Annotated in this window: 16 protein-coding genes and 1 riboswitch; of the genes, 15 read left to right on the top strand and 1 reads right to left on the bottom strand. The window is 43.9% G+C overall.

What is annotated here, in order from left to right; genetic code table 11:
- Positions 1 to 14 precede the first annotated feature (14 nt).
- The 11 genes from ACJA3J_RS11580 to ACJA3J_RS11530 all read left to right on the top strand — a co-directional run bounded on the left by ACJA3J_RS11580 (position 15) and on the right by ACJA3J_RS11530 (position 11,352).
- Positions 15 to 743, top strand: coding sequence for a pseudouridine synthase (locus tag ACJA3J_RS11580; protein WP_406946293.1), 729 nt, complete (start codon positions 15 to 17; stop codon positions 741 to 743).
- Between the two features lie 54 nt (positions 744 to 797).
- Complete coding sequence (gene resA, locus ACJA3J_RS11575; protein ID WP_089654044.1) at positions 798 to 1,349, top strand: thiol-disulfide oxidoreductase ResA; 552 nt, start codon at positions 798 to 800, stop codon at positions 1,347 to 1,349.
- A gap of 28 nt (positions 1,350 to 1,377) precedes the next feature.
- Positions 1,378 to 3,009, top strand: coding sequence for a cytochrome c biogenesis protein ResB (locus ACJA3J_RS11570; protein ID WP_406944060.1), 1,632 nt, complete (start codon positions 1,378 to 1,380; stop codon positions 3,007 to 3,009).
- Positions 3,010 to 3,026: 17 nt separating this feature from the next.
- Positions 3,027 to 4,217 (top strand): c-type cytochrome biogenesis protein CcsB, encoded by a 1,191-nt coding sequence (gene ccsB / locus ACJA3J_RS11565; RefSeq protein ID WP_115894590.1) that lies wholly within the window; start codon positions 3,027 to 3,029, stop codon positions 4,215 to 4,217.
- 107 nt (positions 4,218 to 4,324) lie between these two features.
- Positions 4,325 to 5,041 carry a response regulator transcription factor gene (locus ACJA3J_RS11560; protein ID WP_089654041.1) on the top strand — a complete coding sequence of 239 codons (717 nt, stop codon included), beginning with the start codon at positions 4,325 to 4,327 and terminating at the stop codon, positions 5,039 to 5,041.
- Entirely contained in the window at positions 5,041 to 6,825 is a 1,785-nt protein-coding gene (locus ACJA3J_RS11555) for an ATP-binding protein (protein WP_208599190.1), read from the top strand. Before ACJA3J_RS11560 ends, ACJA3J_RS11555 begins: the two co-directional genes overlap by 1 nt.
- A 45-nt stretch (positions 6,826 to 6,870) precedes the next feature.
- Positions 6,871 to 7,052: riboswitch (cobalamin riboswitch) on the top strand.
- Positions 7,053 to 7,258: 206 nt separating this feature from the next.
- Positions 7,259 to 7,660 carry a DUF4430 domain-containing protein gene (locus tag ACJA3J_RS11550; protein WP_406944059.1) on the top strand — a complete coding sequence of 134 codons (402 nt, stop codon included), beginning with the start codon at positions 7,259 to 7,261 and terminating at the stop codon, positions 7,658 to 7,660.
- Positions 7,661 to 7,666: 6 nt separating this feature from the next.
- Entirely contained in the window at positions 7,667 to 8,179 is a 513-nt protein-coding gene (locus tag ACJA3J_RS11545; RefSeq protein WP_089654038.1) for an ECF transporter S component, read from the top strand.
- A gap of 741 nt (positions 8,180 to 8,920) precedes the next feature.
- Positions 8,921 to 9,463: an RNA polymerase sigma factor SigX gene (gene sigX / locus ACJA3J_RS11540; RefSeq protein ID WP_089654037.1), complete on the top strand. Its 543-nt coding sequence runs from the start codon at positions 8,921 to 8,923 to the stop codon at positions 9,461 to 9,463.
- Entirely contained in the window at positions 9,450 to 10,682 is a 1,233-nt protein-coding gene (locus ACJA3J_RS11535; RefSeq protein WP_406944058.1) for a hypothetical protein, read from the top strand. Before sigX ends, ACJA3J_RS11535 begins: the two co-directional genes overlap by 14 nt.
- 220 nt (positions 10,683 to 10,902) lie before the next feature.
- Positions 10,903 to 11,352, top strand: a complete 450-nt coding sequence (locus ACJA3J_RS11530) for a helix-turn-helix transcriptional regulator (RefSeq protein ID WP_115823727.1) — start codon at positions 10,903 to 10,905, stop codon at positions 11,350 to 11,352.
- Positions 11,353 to 11,393: 41 nt separating this feature from the next.
- Here the strand turns inward: ACJA3J_RS11530 and ACJA3J_RS11525 are convergent, their stop codons facing one another.
- Entirely contained in the window at positions 11,394 to 11,645 is a 252-nt protein-coding gene (locus tag ACJA3J_RS11525) for a ferredoxin (protein ID WP_089654034.1), read from the bottom strand.
- 132 nt (positions 11,646 to 11,777) lie between these two features.
- Here ACJA3J_RS11525 and ACJA3J_RS11520 point away from each other — a divergent pair, with 132 nt between their 5' ends.
- From ACJA3J_RS11520 to ACJA3J_RS11505, 4 genes are read left to right on the top strand one after another with little or no spacing between them, the layout of a single operon-like run.
- Complete coding sequence (locus ACJA3J_RS11520) at positions 11,778 to 12,848, top strand: helix-turn-helix domain-containing protein (RefSeq protein ID WP_406944057.1); 1,071 nt, start codon at positions 11,778 to 11,780, stop codon at positions 12,846 to 12,848.
- Entirely contained in the window at positions 12,838 to 14,349 is a 1,512-nt protein-coding gene (locus tag ACJA3J_RS11515) for a RecQ family ATP-dependent DNA helicase (protein ID WP_406944056.1), read from the top strand. Before ACJA3J_RS11520 ends, ACJA3J_RS11515 begins: the two co-directional genes overlap by 11 nt.
- Positions 14,346 to 14,942 carry a lysostaphin resistance A-like protein gene (locus ACJA3J_RS11510; protein WP_406944055.1) on the top strand — a complete coding sequence of 199 codons (597 nt, stop codon included), beginning with the start codon at positions 14,346 to 14,348 and terminating at the stop codon, positions 14,940 to 14,942. Before ACJA3J_RS11515 ends, ACJA3J_RS11510 begins: the two co-directional genes overlap by 4 nt.
- Positions 14,935 to 15,246 carry a hypothetical protein gene (locus ACJA3J_RS11505; protein WP_115894584.1) on the top strand — a complete coding sequence of 104 codons (312 nt, stop codon included), beginning with the start codon at positions 14,935 to 14,937 and terminating at the stop codon, positions 15,244 to 15,246. The genes ACJA3J_RS11510 and ACJA3J_RS11505 overlap by 8 nt, the downstream gene beginning before the upstream one ends.
- The last annotated feature ends 2 nt before the right edge of the window (positions 15,247 to 15,248 follow it).

The following is a 15,248-nucleotide window of genomic DNA, read 5'->3' as shown; positions in this document are numbered from 1 at the left end:
GTCGTATGGCAGATATGGAACGACTACAAAAGGTGATCGCCCACGCAGGTGTCGCATCACGAAGAAAAGCAGAAAAATTGATTGTTGACGGCAAGGTGACAGTCAATGGAAAAGTAGTAACAGAATTAGGAACAAAGGTTGGTAAAAACGATGATGTTGAAGTAGAAGGAGTCCCGATCGATAAAGAAGAGCCTGTCTACTATTTGTTATATAAACCACGCGGTGTTATTTCAAGCGTCAGTGATGATAAGGGACGTAAAGTAGTCACAGACTTTTTGCCCGAAGTTAAAGAGCGGATTTTCCCAATAGGCAGGCTGGATTACGATACGTCTGGATTAATTTTGTTAACAAACGACGGGGAATTTGCTAATTTACTCATGCACCCGAGTCATGAAGTGGACAAAGTGTACATCGCAAAGACAAAAGGCATTCCTACTAAAGATCAACTGAAGCAATTGAAGAAAGGGATGACCGTAGACGGGGAGTACTTGAAGGCCGTTCACGCTAAAGTCACCTCCACGGATTCGAAGAAGAATACGGCGATTGTACAAATTATTCTTCACGAAGGAAAGAACCGTCAAGTCCGTCGGATGTTTGAGTCTCTTGGATACCCTTTAGACAAATTGAAACGTGAACGGTACGGGACGCTGGACCTACATGGAATGAATGCAGGAGATTCCCGTCCATTGAAACCGTTTGAAGTGAAACAGCTCCGTGCACTTGCTGAGAAAACTGTTGAATAACGTTCAAATTTACAGCCTTCAATCAATGTTATAATGGTTTGGGAGTGAGTCATAATGAAGGAAGAAACCATTAGAAAAAAAAGAAAGCGCCTCATCTTTAGAACAGCTATGCTTGCCGTGATGGTCGGACTTGTCGTGTTCGCTCTCGTTGCAAACGGCAAGGACGAACAATCGGTGATCGCCAAAGGGGAGAAAGCCCCCGACTTTCAATTGAAAAAATTCGGTACAGATGAGACGGTTCAATTGAGTGATTTGAGAGGGAAAGGCGTCATGGTAAACTTTTGGGCGACGTATTGTAAGCCGTGTAAAGATGAAATGCCTTATATGGAAGAGTTGTATCCGGAGTACAAAGAAAAAGGTGTCGAAATTCTAGCTGTCAATCTAGATTCGACCGAGCTTGTGGTGGAGAATTTTGTGAACGAATACAATCTGACCTTCCCTATTCTGCAAGATAAAAATGGTGAAGTGATGGATCTTTATAACATCGGTCCGATTCCTTCCACGCTATTCATCAATCCTGAAGGTGAAATTGAAGAGCAGGTTATCGGCCCTCTGACGTTAGACAAACTCGAAGGCCACTTGCAAAAGATTGCACCGGAGGAATAGAGTCTACTTGACATTGTGAGGTTTTACTATGAAAGAGATTACCTGTGAATGTGGTCATGTGAATCCTGAAGGCACGGTGCTTTGTGAAGCATGCGGGAAACCTGTGGAACAGAATCAGCATATCGACGGCAATGAAAACAAAAAGCTGCTCAACATGCGCTACGATGGAAGTGCCCGTCGTTCACAAACATATAATCGTACGATCGTTGATAAAGTATGGAACTTCTTTTCCTCTGTGAAGGTCGGGGTCACCTTGATCTTTATCACCGTCGTAGCATCTGCCATCGGAACGATCTTCCCTCAGGCTGTATTTATTGGCGGTGCCGATCCTGCGACCCATTACAAGGATCAATATGGGATCGCCGGGCAGATTTATTATCAACTTGGATTTCATGACCTCTTCAGCTCATGGTGGTATATGCTTTTGATTGCGATGATCGGCATATCCATCGTCATTGCATCCATCGATCGTTTCTTCCCGCTTTATAAAACGTTGAAAAGACAGAAACCGAAGCGTCATGAGCTCTTCATGAAAAAGCAGCGTGTGTTCGGTGAGACGAAGTCAGATGCCATCGATTATGAAACATTCAAAACCAATTTGAAAAAAAGACGCTTCAAAGTTTATGAACAAGACGGCCATTTGCTGGCAGAGAAGAACCGCTTTGCAAGATGGGGGCCTTATGTCAATCATATCGGTCTTATTATTTTCCTATTAGGCGCTTTACTCAGGTTTATCCCTGCTTTCTATGTTGATGAACATGTTTGGGTAAGAGAAGGGGAGACAACACTAATCCCTGGTACAGAGGGCGAATACTATATCAAAAATGAGGCCTTTACTCTAGAAACCTATGATAAAGACGACCCGGAAGATGCGAAATTTAAAGAAGCGATTGAAAATCAGGATGGAGCGATCCCGAAGACATTCCGGACGGACGCTGTCATTTATGAGCGGACAAATCAAGGAGTCGCTGGTGCTGATCCTGAGCTGGAAACGATCAAAGAAGGCTCAGCCACGTTGAACAACCCATTAAAATTTGAGGACTTTGCCCTCTATCAGGCGAGTTATCAATTGGATGAATTCAGTGAAATGTCTTTCAAAATCCACGACAAGGATGATGAAGATACCAACTATGGCGAGTTTACCGTCGATTTGACGAACCCACAATCTACATATGAGCTGGACGAAGGGTTCCGGGTGGAAGTCGTAAACTATTTTCCTGAGTATGAAATGCAGGACGGTCAGCCGGCTTCGGTCTCCAAGTATCCAAAGAACCCAGCTTTCGTATTCAACCTGTACCCACCAGGTGAAGAAACACCTGAAACTAGTTTCCTAGGTATAGGGGCGAATATCGATGCTGGAGAGAATAACCAATATAAACTTGGCCTAACAGGTTTCGATACGCGGGACGTCACAGGTCTGACTGTGAAAAAGGATCATACGTTAGGAATCATCTCTCTCGGAGGCGCGATCTTCATGATCGGCGTCATTCAGGGAATGTATTGGAACCATCGTCGTATCTGGCTACAGCCAAGATCAGACGGAGCCTGGATTGCGGGACATACGAATAAAAACTGGTACGCCTTGAGAATGGAAATTGAAAAATCAATTGAAGGCACTCACATCGAGGCCCCTCAGGACCAGTATGAAATGAAATCATAGAGTCAGGAGGATGAAATATGGGAGATTGGACAGCCATAAGCGGCAATCTGCTCTATGCTGCTTTTTTCATCTATTTAATTGCGACCTTCTTCTTTGCGGGAACCATACGCGATAAAAAGAAAGGGAAGAGCCGCGTAGCAGGAAATATCGGAATTACGCTTGCGATTATCGGGTTCCTCACTCAAATCGGATATTTTATTACTAGGTGGATCGCAAGCGGTCACGCCCCGATCAGTAACTTGTTTGAATACACGACGTTTTTTGGAATGATGCTTGTCTTCGCATTCATCGTTCTCTACTTTATTTACAGAGTGGATCTCTTAGGGTTATTTGCTTTACCGATTGCCCTACTATTGATCGCTTTTGCAAGCATGTTCCCGACGGAAATTTCACCTCTAGTACCATCTTTGCAGTCCCATTGGTTATACATTCACGTAACTACTGCATCACTTGGTCAAGGGATTTTATCGGTTAGTTTTGTCGCAGGCTTGATCTTCTTGATCAGCCAGGTGGACCAGAGCAAGCGCTCCAAGCATACGGTTTGGCTCGAGTTTGTCATTTATGTCATTGCTGTGACGCTTGCTTTCATCATTGTTTCTTCATCCTTCAGTGCGATGAATTACGAAGCGAGTTTTGAAGCACCGATTGAAGGACAACAAGCGGAGATCACGTACAACATGCCAGCCATTGTAGGACCTTATCAAGGAGAATTGATAAGTGAAGGTAGCATGTCTCCATTGTTCCAAGCGCCAGAATGGATGCGCGGGGAGGATGCGGCGAAGAAATTCAACACCTTCCTATGGGCACTTCTTGGTGGAATAGTCCTTTACTGGGGTACAAGGTTGATCTTAAGAAAACGAATCGCTGCAGCTATACAGCCACTCCTAAATAAAAAAGTGAACCCTGAACTTGTCGATGAAGTATCCTACCGCGCTGTTGCCATTGGTTTCCCAGTGTTTACATTGGGAGCACTGATTTTTGCCATGATTTGGGCTCAGCAAGCCTGGGATCGTTTCTGGGGATGGGATCCGAAAGAAGTGTGGGCACTGATCACATTCTTCTTCTATGCGGCTTACCTTCATTTACGCTTATCCAGAGGTTGGCAGGGAATGAAGTCCGCATGGCTTGCAGTCGGAGGCTTCGGAATCATTATGTTCAATTTGATTGCGGTCAACTTAATTATTTCAGGCTTACATTCTTATGCATAAAAAACAAAAGGCAGGCGAGAATTCTTTGAACTCCGCCTGCCCTTTGTGTAAAGGATAAAGATAATGAATCCATAAGAGTATTATTTCTATGATGTGGAGGTTTTTAAATGGATCAAGAAGCGAAAGTGTTAGTAGTGGATGATGAAGAACGTATCCGCCGCCTGATTCGCATGTACCTGGAGAGAGAGGATTATATCATTGATGAAGCGGAAGACGGGGAAGAAGCCTTGCAAAAAGCGCTTCAGAATGAATATGATGTGATCCTGCTTGATTTGATGCTTCCAGGAAAAGATGGGATTGAAGTGTGTAAAGAGCTGCGTGAGAAGAAAGCCACTCCAGTGATCATGCTTACGGCCAAAGGGGAGGAAGCCAACCGCGTGCAAGGGTTTGAAGTGGGAACCGACGACTATATCGTTAAACCATTCAGTCCAAGAGAAGTCGTTTTACGAGTGAAAGCGCTCCTGCGTCGTTCTTCTTCTACGAAGTTTTTAGAAACGGAAACTTCCGCGCGGAATGTACTTGTTTTCCCTCACATGACGATCGATAATGATGCTCACCGTGTGACTGCTGATGGAAAGGAAGTGGCTTTGACACCGAAAGAGTACGAACTTCTTCACTACATGGCGCAGTCTCCGGATAAAGTTTTTGACAGAGAACAATTGCTGAAAGAGGTATGGCAGTATGAATTTTTCGGCGATCTTCGGACGGTCGATACCCATGTTAAACGACTCCGCGAAAAATTAAGCAAAGTTTCTGCAGAAGCGGCAGGGATGATTGTTACGGTATGGGGAATCGGCTATAAGTTTGAGGTATCTGGTGACTGATGTTCTGGCGTAGTGTAGTCGGGAAGTTATGGTTCACCATCTTATTATTGGTTTGCTTTGTCCTCTTTATATTGACTGTTCTTCTCCTCGAGTTCTTTCAAAACTATCATGTCGTAGAAGCAGAAAGGCATCTGCTGCAGACGGCGGACCGAATTTCAGACGTCGTGGATCGCTATGAACAAGAGGAAGACCTTTTACTATCGACAACAGCCCTTGTCAAAGATCCGGCTAGTCGAGCCGTCATTGTAAAAGGAGAGGATGATCCGCTGGTTTCGGAAAGTGATTCCGATTCACTGCCTGTGCTAGATTATGAATGGTTTAAAAATGACGAAGATACAGCAACCGTTTTGAATGAAGGCGCAGATGTTAAAAAAGTTGCCGATCTAGGAAATGGCGAGACTGGAGTCATGGTTGTCGGCACTCCACTTAATAACCAGGACGGGGCTGTTTTTGTCTATCAATCACTGGATACGATTGAAGAAACGTCCGAACAGACGACAAAAATCATATTCCTGGGTGCTGGAATTGCCATCGTATTAACGACCATTTTCGCCTTTTTCCTCTCCACTCGAATCACGGCACCTTTGATTAAAATGAGAGAAGGTGCCCTCGAACTTGCCAAAGGCGAGTTCAACACGAAGATACCCATACGTACACATGATGAAATCGGTGAACTGGCGATGGCCTTTAACCGGATGGGCCGGGAGTTGAAGTTTCATATCAATGCTTTGAATCAGGAAAAAGAACAGCTCTCGGGTATTTTGAGGTCGATGGCAGATGGCGTCATAACGTTTAATCGCGAAGGGGATGTGCTCATTTCCAATCCCCCCGCACAACAATATTTAGATGCCTATGCGTTTGAAAAGAACGCTGCATCCACGTCTTCTGATCAAACGTCCCTTCCAGAACCGCTGAGGGATTTGTTTAACAATGTTATCACGGATGAAAATGAATCCATGATCGAGATGACATTACAAGGCAGGTCCTGGGTGATCATCATGACACCTTTGTATGACAAAGAAAAAGTACGTGGAGCTGTCGCGGTCCTTCGGGATATGACGGAAGAAAGAAGACTGAACAAGCTCCGCAAAGACTTTATCGCTAATGTATCCCACGAATTGCGTACCCCCATTTCGATGCTGCAAGGGTATAGTGAAGCCATCGTGGATGACATTGCGGAATCAAAAGAAGACAAAAATGAACTCGCGCAAATCATCCATGACGAGTCGCTCAGGATCGGTCGTCTTGTCAATGAGCTTTTGGATATAGCACGGATGGAAGCGGGACATATTCAGTTGAATGAAGAATCTGTTGAAATTGAGCCATTTTTGAACAAAATCATTCGGAAATTCAGTGGGATTGCCAAAGAGAAGTCTGTAGACCTTCATTTGAAAGTAGAAGGGGAGTTCGGGTTCCTCGATTTCGATCCTGATCGTATTGAACAAGTGTTTACAAATTTGATTGATAATGCGATCCGACATTCCGACCCGGGCAGTCAGGTACAGGTGATTCTTGAACAAGATGAAAAGGAATGGATTGCAAGTGTCAAAGACTCCGGGTATGGAATTGCCGAGGAAGACCTTCCATTCGTCTTTGAGCGTTTCTATAAAGCAGATAAATCAAGGAAGCGTGAAGATAAAAATTACAAAAAAGGCACAGGGCTCGGACTTGCGATTGCGAAAAACATTGTAGAAGCCCATGATGGGGCCATTAGTGTGCACAGCAAGTTGAAAGAAGGAACCACCTTTACTTTTAAAATTCCTTTTACACATAAGGAAAAATAAAGTTGCTATATTCGGAAAATTGTTGTAATCTTGTTTATGGAAACTTCATAAGAAGAGGATTCAGGTGTCTGAAAAGACTTGATAGGGAATCTGGTGGAAAACCAGAACTGTCCTCGCAACTGTAAGTGTAGACGAAAAGGAAATTCCACTGTACCTTCAGGTATGGGAAGGATCCTGATTAGGATGACGCACAAGTCAGTAGACCTGCCTGATCCAACGTTTCAAAGCTTCGGGGATTGAGCATTTGAGACAACCGATCGGTATGACGTGGAACGTAGATCTTATCCTTTCGTTTGTCTTAAGCTTACCCTTGTAGAAGGGTAAGCTTTTTTTGTGGTAGGAAAGATATAACGATTTCTACATACAGGTGACTTGGTTGTCTTCGCTTTTCTCTCCTCCTGGCCGTGAAACAAAAAGAAAGGGAGAGATTGTAATGAAAAAATGGAATACGTTACTAACAGCAATGATTCTCGCTGTAGGCATGCTGGCTGGATGTGGGACTCAAGAGGGTAGTGAGACATCAGCTACTCAAGAAGAACAAGTGCAGGAAGTTACTGTACAAGTGCAGCTATCTAAAAACGATGGCGAAGAAATGATTGCGGAAGATGAAATAACAGTAGAAGAAGGAACCACCCTCATGGAAGTCATGGAAGATAACTATGAAGTAGAACAATCCGAAGGGTTCATTAACAGCATCGAAGGGATTGCCGGCAACCAAGAAGAAAAAATGGCTTGGATGTACACCATTAACGGCGATGAAGCAATGGTTGGAGCCAATGAGTACGAAGTAAAGGATGGAGACGAGATCGTTTTTGATTATCAATCTTGGGAATGATGAAGGATGAATACCTATAAGTTAACATTGATTGCCATGCTCGCATCCTTAGCCATAGCAGGAAGGATGGCTTTAGCTCATTTTCCTAATATCCAGCCGGTGACTGCAATCATTATTATTGCCGGTTTCTGGCTCGGACCCAGTGCAGGAATCCTCATTGCACTGCTCACAACCTTTGTGTCTAATGTGTTGTTGGGCATGGGGATATGGACCATCTGGCAGATCATCGCCTGGTCAATTATAGGAATCATTGCCGGTCTCCTAGGGAAATATTGGTCAAAAATGCCATTCTGGGGTCTTTCCATCTATGGCTTTATCAGCGGACTTTTTTTCGGCGTCATTCTTTCCTTAACGATGCGGGCTGCGGGCCAGCCATTTTGGGCGTATTATTTAGCTGGCCTCCCGATGGATATCAATCATGCAGTTTCTAATACTGTGTTCATATTGGCACTATCTCCAATACTCGGAACACTTTTCCAACGCTACGAAAAAAGAAACGCCATATCAAAAGTATCTTAGCTACCCGAACAAGGGTAGCTTTTTTGTTCCCTTAACCCTACCGTTTATTAAAGTTAATGGCAGGATTGTAGAAGATTCAGTTTCGATATAATCGGTGTTCGTTTGCCGTATTGAGAGTCAGGTGTGGTGGGGAAGCAACTCGCTTTCCTGTGGGGGAGTGGCAAGCTTCCTCGGGCTAACGCCCTGCGGGATCTCGCCGATCTCCTTTCTCCCACGGGAGTCTCGCAGCTTCCCCACCACCCCATTCGATGAGTGTGAAAAACGAACCCCTACACTTAGAAAGAGCGTCTTCCAACCCCCTTGTCCAGGAGTCATAAATCGCGCTGTATCAGCATTTCAATAGAGAAGCCACAGACATTTGCATTTCGACAGAGCTTGGGAATTCCGCTATTCGTGGTAGTAGTTTCGAGACACTGAATATGGCAAAGGGGCGGAGGGGGATGGCGAGACTCCTGCGGGAAAAAAGTGCATGGTGAGACCCCACAGGACGCAGTCCGAGGAGGCTCATCGCGCTCCCGCGGAAAGCGAGTTATCCCCCGCAGCCCCGAATCTCTAACCCAAAAGTCTCGAAACTGAGTCTTCCACAATTGGGAGCTTTAGTTGAAGTTGGGATAGAGGTATTGGGCAGGTGATTTTCTTTTGAAAACCCGGTTCCTTTTTCTTTTTTTGCATATTAAGATAGAGAGTGTAACTTTTTTCATACATAAAACGACTATTAAAGTGACCCAGGAGGTACCACCATTGCGAACGTTCTTTGACGAACTATACGAAAACTATCACCATGACCTGTTTCAGTTTCTCATCTATATGGTCAAGGACAGAAGTCTTGCTGAAGACTTGGTTCAGGATGTTTATGTGAGGGTCATGAAATCATATGATTCATTCAATGGAAAAAGCTCTGAGAAAACATGGTTGTTTTCCATAGCCAGGCACGTAGCCATTGACTATTTCCGTAAACAAAAAAGAAAGAGGAACCGCTTCATGGAGTTCTTTGATTGGACTGAGAAAGGTGAGCAAATCAAAGATCAGAATAAAATGCCTGAAGAGATTGCCGTGCAGAATGATGAAATTCAACAAGTGTATCAAGCGCTCGACAAATGTACGGTCGATCAGCGAAGTGTGTTGATTTTCCGTTTCATTCAAGGCATGTCCATAAAAGAAACAGCAGAAATCTTAAGCTGGAGTGAGAGTAAAGTGAAGACGACTCAACATCGAGCCATGAAAGCTCTGAAGATGATACTTGAAGAGATGGAAGAGGGGAGGGGAGATCGTGAAGAAGCGTAATGACGAAGATATCAAAAAAGTATTAGGTGAACTCCCTTCTATGGATGATCGCCAATCGAAAGAAACGCTCTACCAAAAGGTTTCATCACGCGTAAATACACCAAAAAGGAAAGTAGCTCCATGGCTTTTTCCTGGATTAGCTACGATTGCTGTTTTGCTAGTACTTGCCGTGTTCATTCCTGTCTTTTTCAGTAACAATGGAATGCTTACCGTGGAAGAGTCTGCCGATCGTGCGAATGAGAATGCAGAATCCTCGTCGGCGACTGAAGAAACAGCTCCATCTCTTGATTCATCTACCTCAGAGAGTGAAGAGGAAAGTGCTGAAATCAAGGAAGCTGAACCTTCCAGCGAGGATAAGGACCTTCCTCCTGAAGAAAATGCAGAAGAAGAATCCCAAGAGAAAGAGGAAGAATCAAAGCTTGAAGAAACACAAGAAGAGCCTGAGGCAGAGCTTGAGTCACTGGTTTTAAGGAGTGACGAAGGCGGTTATGATACGGTGTCTTATCCAGGGAAAAATGCTGAAGTCATCCTTCCTACCCTCCAGAAGCAGCAGGAGGTCGACACATTTTCACCAGAGAGGTACGGTTTAGCTGAGAGAGCTGTAGAAGGAATCGAATATGAAGTGGATGAAACAGAAGGTTCGGCTGTCGTTACGTTTCCTGATGGTTTCACCGTTAGTGGATCTGCTTGGGCAAGCGCGATTGTTGAAAGCATTCGATGGGACTTGGAGAACTTTCAACTAGAAGAAATTTTTGTTCAAACCGAATCAGGTAATCCCGTCAACCTGGGAAGCTACGGAGAAATGTCCGAAGTTCCTGTCATTCAACAAAGGGAGTACATCTTTCAATTGTATCAATACGAAGGTTCCTCTGAACGTTTATTAGCTCCCATTTCTGTTGATGGTTCTCCGACATTCCAGGATGCTCTATCTTTGATGAAGGAAAAAGGGAGAGGTCTCTTTGTGAGCCCAGCCGTGCCAGAACATGTTCAGTTTACTTCAACGACAGTAGATGAAGGTATAGTGAATATAAATCTTCAACATGAATCATGGGCAAGTGAGCAACAGCTTTTGACGATGGTTGAAGCCATCCTTGTAACAGCAGGACAGTTTGGTTTTGAAAAAGTCAAGTTCACTGGTATAAACGTAAGGGAGTTTTCCACCTATGATCTTGAAGAGCCAATTGATGTTCCAGATAGAATCAATCCTGTCGTTGAATAATGGCCAGGAACCCTCTGAAGTATTTGCAGGGGGTTCTTATATTCGTTTAGGCAATGATCCTCCATTCCCTCACGATACAAGCCGACAGCCTTGCGAAAGGGAGGCAACCGTCCCCCTGATTTTGTTTCTAGTCTATCCGGGAGCACCAAAGCCTTTGTTCTAGGATTGTCCCTCTCGCTCATGTTAAAATAAAGGAACGTAGAAAAGGGGACGATAGGTTATGGATAAACACGACGTGCGGAAACAGGTTTCTGAAAAAATTAAATTGATCCGTGTCGAGCATGGATATACCCAGGACAAAATGGCAGAAATCCTCGGATTATCTAAAAAGACGCTTGTCCAAATTGAAAAACAAAGAACGCTGGCAGGCTGGACGACGGTTGTCGCCGTATGTGCTCTTTTTCAAGAGAGTGATGTTTTGAAAGGCGTATTGGGTGATGCCCCTGTAGAAATCGTGGAAACCATTGCCCATGAGCAAGTGGAACCTCAAGGGAAGAAGACGCTCGGTGGAAAAGTATGGTGGCAGACGATTGCGGAAGGAGAAAACTACATCCTTCAGCAAAATCTCATTAGTCATCACTATAGAATCATTGATTCCGAAGATTATCGTATGTTTTCAACGATTGACCGGGAAGAGGCGGAAATCCGTTTTGAAGAATTAGTAAAATAAAAAAGCCCCTTTCTTCAAGGGGCTTATGGTCAAAAGGTCTATCACTCTTCGTATTTCAAAGGGTCCCCATGAAAGGGAGACGTAGAGATCTTTATAGAATCTGTGGGACACCCTTCCAATGCATCCTCCATGTCCTCTTCGTACAGCTCAGGAACTTCCTCTGTACCCTCGTTATCATCAAGGACGACATAAGCGATTCCTTCATCGTCGTAATCATATAAATCAGGGGCAGCAGCACCGCACGCCCCGCAGGCAATGCAGGTCTCTTTATCTACGATTGTATATTTGGCCACAAAACGACCTCCTTCATGAGACTTTCTGTATGATCGAGGCATTGATTACATAAGTACAACGTTTATTGTAAATCGGACGTGAATGGTTTTCAACTAAACCATGTTGAACAAGTAGGAAAAGGGGGGAAGAAGATGTTCGATCATGTGGTTTTAACATGTGTGGATCGATTCAGAGGAGAGCGTACAGTGTCCGGCATTTATCATTTACTGACAGGCAAACGGTCTTCCCAAACATTACAGGATGCCAAGGGGTACGAACTTGATATGCTTTTTGGTATCTATCCATCACTAAAGCGTGAGTCATTGGAAAAGCGGGTTCAACCATTGATTCGTGACGGGTTGATCCAAATAAATGAACAATCTTTCCCTTCTATAACTTCTGAGGGGGCTCGGCGATTGTCTTCTTTCCCGATTCAAGAGCTTACATACTTTGACGGTATGGTCTGGCATGATGTGATTCCTACTTTCGTCAGAAGAGTTTATCTTATGTTACAAATGATGGCGAACACCAATGCTGGTATTGACCATTATGTACCTATCGTGGATGACTTCGGTACTCAGAATTGGGTGCGAACGGTCCATCATCAATTTCAGGATAAATTGCCGAAGATGGTAGAATCGATGTATGAAGAAATTCACCATCTACTAAAAGAACATCCCTCTCTTCAAGCGGAGTTGTTTGTCCATCGTTTGACAGGGGGAGGCGTTATCGGCATGACGATCGATCAGCTCAATCGGGAGTTCGATTTGAATATAGAAGATGTAGAGCTTATGCTGCAACATACCCATTATTATTTGTTTCTTGAATCCAAAAAGAAAAAGGATCGCTATCCTGTGCTGCACCTCTGTACAAAAGGGCTCGATGCGACACATCTCATTACAAGGTCGGCAAGAAAGACATATCAATATATTCAACAAGGTTTGAGCATGCAGGAAATTATGAATTTAAGAAGGTTGAAAAAAAGCACGATCCAAGACCACATCGTAGAGTCAGCTTTAATCATTCCTGATTTTTCGATCACTTCTTTTTTGAGTGAGGAAGACGTACGGGAGATAAATAAAATGGGGAGTCAAATGAATACAAAAAAGCTGAAGCAGATCTATGAAGCTCTGGATGGAAAGTATGATTATTTCGAATTGCGCCTCGCTTTAGCGAAAGGACAGCACGTAATAAAGGAAGGTATGACGCAGGATGAGGCATGATTTAGGTTCATTACTTAAAGAGAATTTTGGCTTCGATGATTTTCGGGAAGGGCAGAAAGAAGTGATTACAGATGTCCTCGAAGGCGAAGATGTATTAGGGATCCTACCTACCGGAACAGGGAAATCGCTATGCTATCAACTTCCTGCCAAGATCCTTGGTGGAACAACACTTGTCGTATCTCCACTCATATCTTTGATGGTGGATCAGGTGAAGCAATTGAAAGCTTCCGGTTATAAGGCGGTTACTGCTGTGAACAGTTTCATGGATCAGCATGAAAGAAATGCTGTATTGAGGAACCTTCATAAGTACTCACTCGTTTATATTTCACCAGAAATGTTGCAGAACGATTGGTTGCAGAACCGTTTGAATCGCATGCATGTCAATCTCTTCGTTATTGACGAAGCCCACTGCATTTCTCAGTGGGGGCATGAGTTCAGAACCGATTATCTCAAGCTGCATAAGACCATCGAAAACCTCGGGCACCCAACCGTGATGGCCTTGAGTGCAACAGCTACACCTGACGTACAGCGGGATATCATGGAAAAGTTGAGGCTCCCTCATATGAAAAAAAGAATTTATCCCATGGATAAACAAAACATTAGTTTCGCTGTTGAAGAATGCACAAGTCCAGAAGAAAAAACGGATCGGATTGTCCAATTGCTCAAGAAAAACCAGGCCCCGACGATGATCTATTTTTCCAGCCGGCAGTGGGCAGAAAAGGTCAGCTTTGAACTGAGGGATCGTTTGAAGCAGAGGGTCGCTTTTTACCATGGTGGCATGGAACAAACGGATCGAATGCTGGTGCAACAGCAATTTATGAATAATCAATTGGATGTTATTTGTTGTACGAGTGCCTTCGGTATGGGTGTAGATAAAAAAGATATACGAATCGTTATACACTTTCATTTGCCCCCTCAACTAGAATCCTTTATCCAAGAGGTTGGCAGGGCAGGAAGAGATGGGGGAGCGGCCTTCAGTCTTCTGCTCTTTACACGTCAGGACCACTATCTTCCTCAACGGCTCATCCAGAGTGAACTACCGGGGAAAAATGACCTTCAGCAGGTATTTTCCTTTTTAACGAAAAAGCAGGGCGAAAAGGTTCCGGAAGATGATGTCATGATCGAACGCTTTGAATTATCCGAATCACAATGGAACTTTATCAAGTTTCAATTAGAAGAGGATGGAGCGTTACAAGACGGAAAATTAATAGGTGTGACGCCTGAACTCATTCAGGAAATTCATCGCTTTTTAGAGGAGAGGTGGATGTATAAACACAACAAACTGAATGAAATGTTAAAGTGGATCCATGCCTCCGAATGTCGCAGAGAAGCGTTGTATAAACCATTTCAGGACATGATCCGAAAGCCAACCGTCCCGTGCTGCGATGTATGTGATTTCAGCATAGGTGACCTATCTTTCCAAGAGGAGAGACAAACGTATGATACATTCAGCTGGGAAGATCGGTTAAAGTTGATTTTCAAACAAGGAGCCGGTTTATGAAACGAAAGAGTCAATCAGAACTGATTATGGAAATGAACGACCGGGAAATTACATTACAATTGGTTCTTACTCAGTTGAGTATACTGATTCTCGCTCTCATTGGCAGTGTTTTTCTTTTTGATGCCTTTTGGGCCGATTGGAGTAGTCAAATTTATTTTCACCCCAGCGAGCTGCTGGTTTATGGGTTGATACCAGGACTTATGGTGCTTCTCATCGATCTTTTTCTCGTGTATCGTTTACCTCGAAGGATGTACGATGATGGCGGTATTAACGTCAAAGTATTTAAAAACCGTTCCAGTATAAGTATTATAGGAATTACTTTGTTGGTGGCGGTTAGTGAAGAAATGTTATTCCGCGGGGTCTTGCACGCTGAGTTTGGGTATGTCGTAGCGAGTGTCCTCTTTGCCGTTATGCATATCCGTTATTTGACGAAAATCGTGTTATTAGTTTCGGTATTATTCGTCAGTTTCTTTATTGGTTATATGTATGAGCTGACCGGTAATTTACTTGTGACCATCTTGGCACATTTCCTTATTGATGTTGTATTAGCCTTTTGGATCCGTTTCGGAAAATGGGGGGAAGCCGATGAGTGATCAGCATTCATCAGAAGAACAAGGAGAAAATTTGAGAGGAAACACAGAGGATGGCGGGTTTGAAAACGAAGAACTAGACATCCTGGATCTGCCGCCAAGAAAAGATGTTCATGAAGGCAGGAAAGAAAAGACGAGGTGGCGGGTGAATGCGATTTGGATGCGCTTCCTTTTTGTGATTCTCCTTATCTTGATCATTGTGATTCTATCCTATCCTTACTGGGATGTGTGGTTTGGACAAACCTTTCCCAAGCCGGACATCATAGAAGAATCGCCCTACCATGAACAAATCACAGTAGAGCGGTAACA

It is taken from the genome of Halobacillus sp. SY10 (assembly GCF_045401165.1).
In the GTDB taxonomy this organism is placed as follows: domain Bacteria; phylum Bacillota; class Bacilli; order Bacillales; family Halobacillaceae; genus Halobacillus; species Halobacillus aidingensis.
Note: the sequence above shows the minus strand (reverse complement) of the source record. Positions and strands in the feature narration are given on the sequence as shown.

Coding starts and splice junctions, on each gene's coding strand:
- ACJA3J_RS11580 (WP_406946293.1), top strand. CDS start 15: ATGGAACGACTACAAAAGGTGATCGCCCACGCAGGTGTCGCATCACGA.
- resA (WP_089654044.1), top strand. CDS start 798: ATGAAGGAAGAAACCATTAGAAAAAAAAGAAAGCGCCTCATCTTTAGA.
- ACJA3J_RS11570 (WP_406944060.1), top strand. CDS start 1,378: ATGAAAGAGATTACCTGTGAATGTGGTCATGTGAATCCTGAAGGCACG.
- ccsB (WP_115894590.1), top strand. CDS start 3,027: ATGGGAGATTGGACAGCCATAAGCGGCAATCTGCTCTATGCTGCTTTT.
- ACJA3J_RS11560 (WP_089654041.1), top strand. CDS start 4,325: ATGGATCAAGAAGCGAAAGTGTTAGTAGTGGATGATGAAGAACGTATC.
- ACJA3J_RS11555 (WP_208599190.1), top strand. CDS start 5,041: ATGTTCTGGCGTAGTGTAGTCGGGAAGTTATGGTTCACCATCTTATTA.
- ACJA3J_RS11550 (WP_406944059.1), top strand. CDS start 7,259: ATGAAAAAATGGAATACGTTACTAACAGCAATGATTCTCGCTGTAGGC.
- ACJA3J_RS11545 (WP_089654038.1), top strand. CDS start 7,667: ATGAATACCTATAAGTTAACATTGATTGCCATGCTCGCATCCTTAGCC.
- ACJA3J_RS11530 (WP_115823727.1), top strand. CDS start 10,903: ATGGATAAACACGACGTGCGGAAACAGGTTTCTGAAAAAATTAAATTG.
- ACJA3J_RS11520 (WP_406944057.1), top strand. CDS start 11,778: ATGTTCGATCATGTGGTTTTAACATGTGTGGATCGATTCAGAGGAGAG.
- ACJA3J_RS11515 (WP_406944056.1), top strand. CDS start 12,838: ATGAGGCATGATTTAGGTTCATTACTTAAAGAGAATTTTGGCTTCGAT.
- ACJA3J_RS11510 (WP_406944055.1), top strand. CDS start 14,346: ATGAAACGAAAGAGTCAATCAGAACTGATTATGGAAATGAACGACCGG.
- ACJA3J_RS11505 (WP_115894584.1), top strand. CDS start 14,935: ATGAGTGATCAGCATTCATCAGAAGAACAAGGAGAAAATTTGAGAGGA.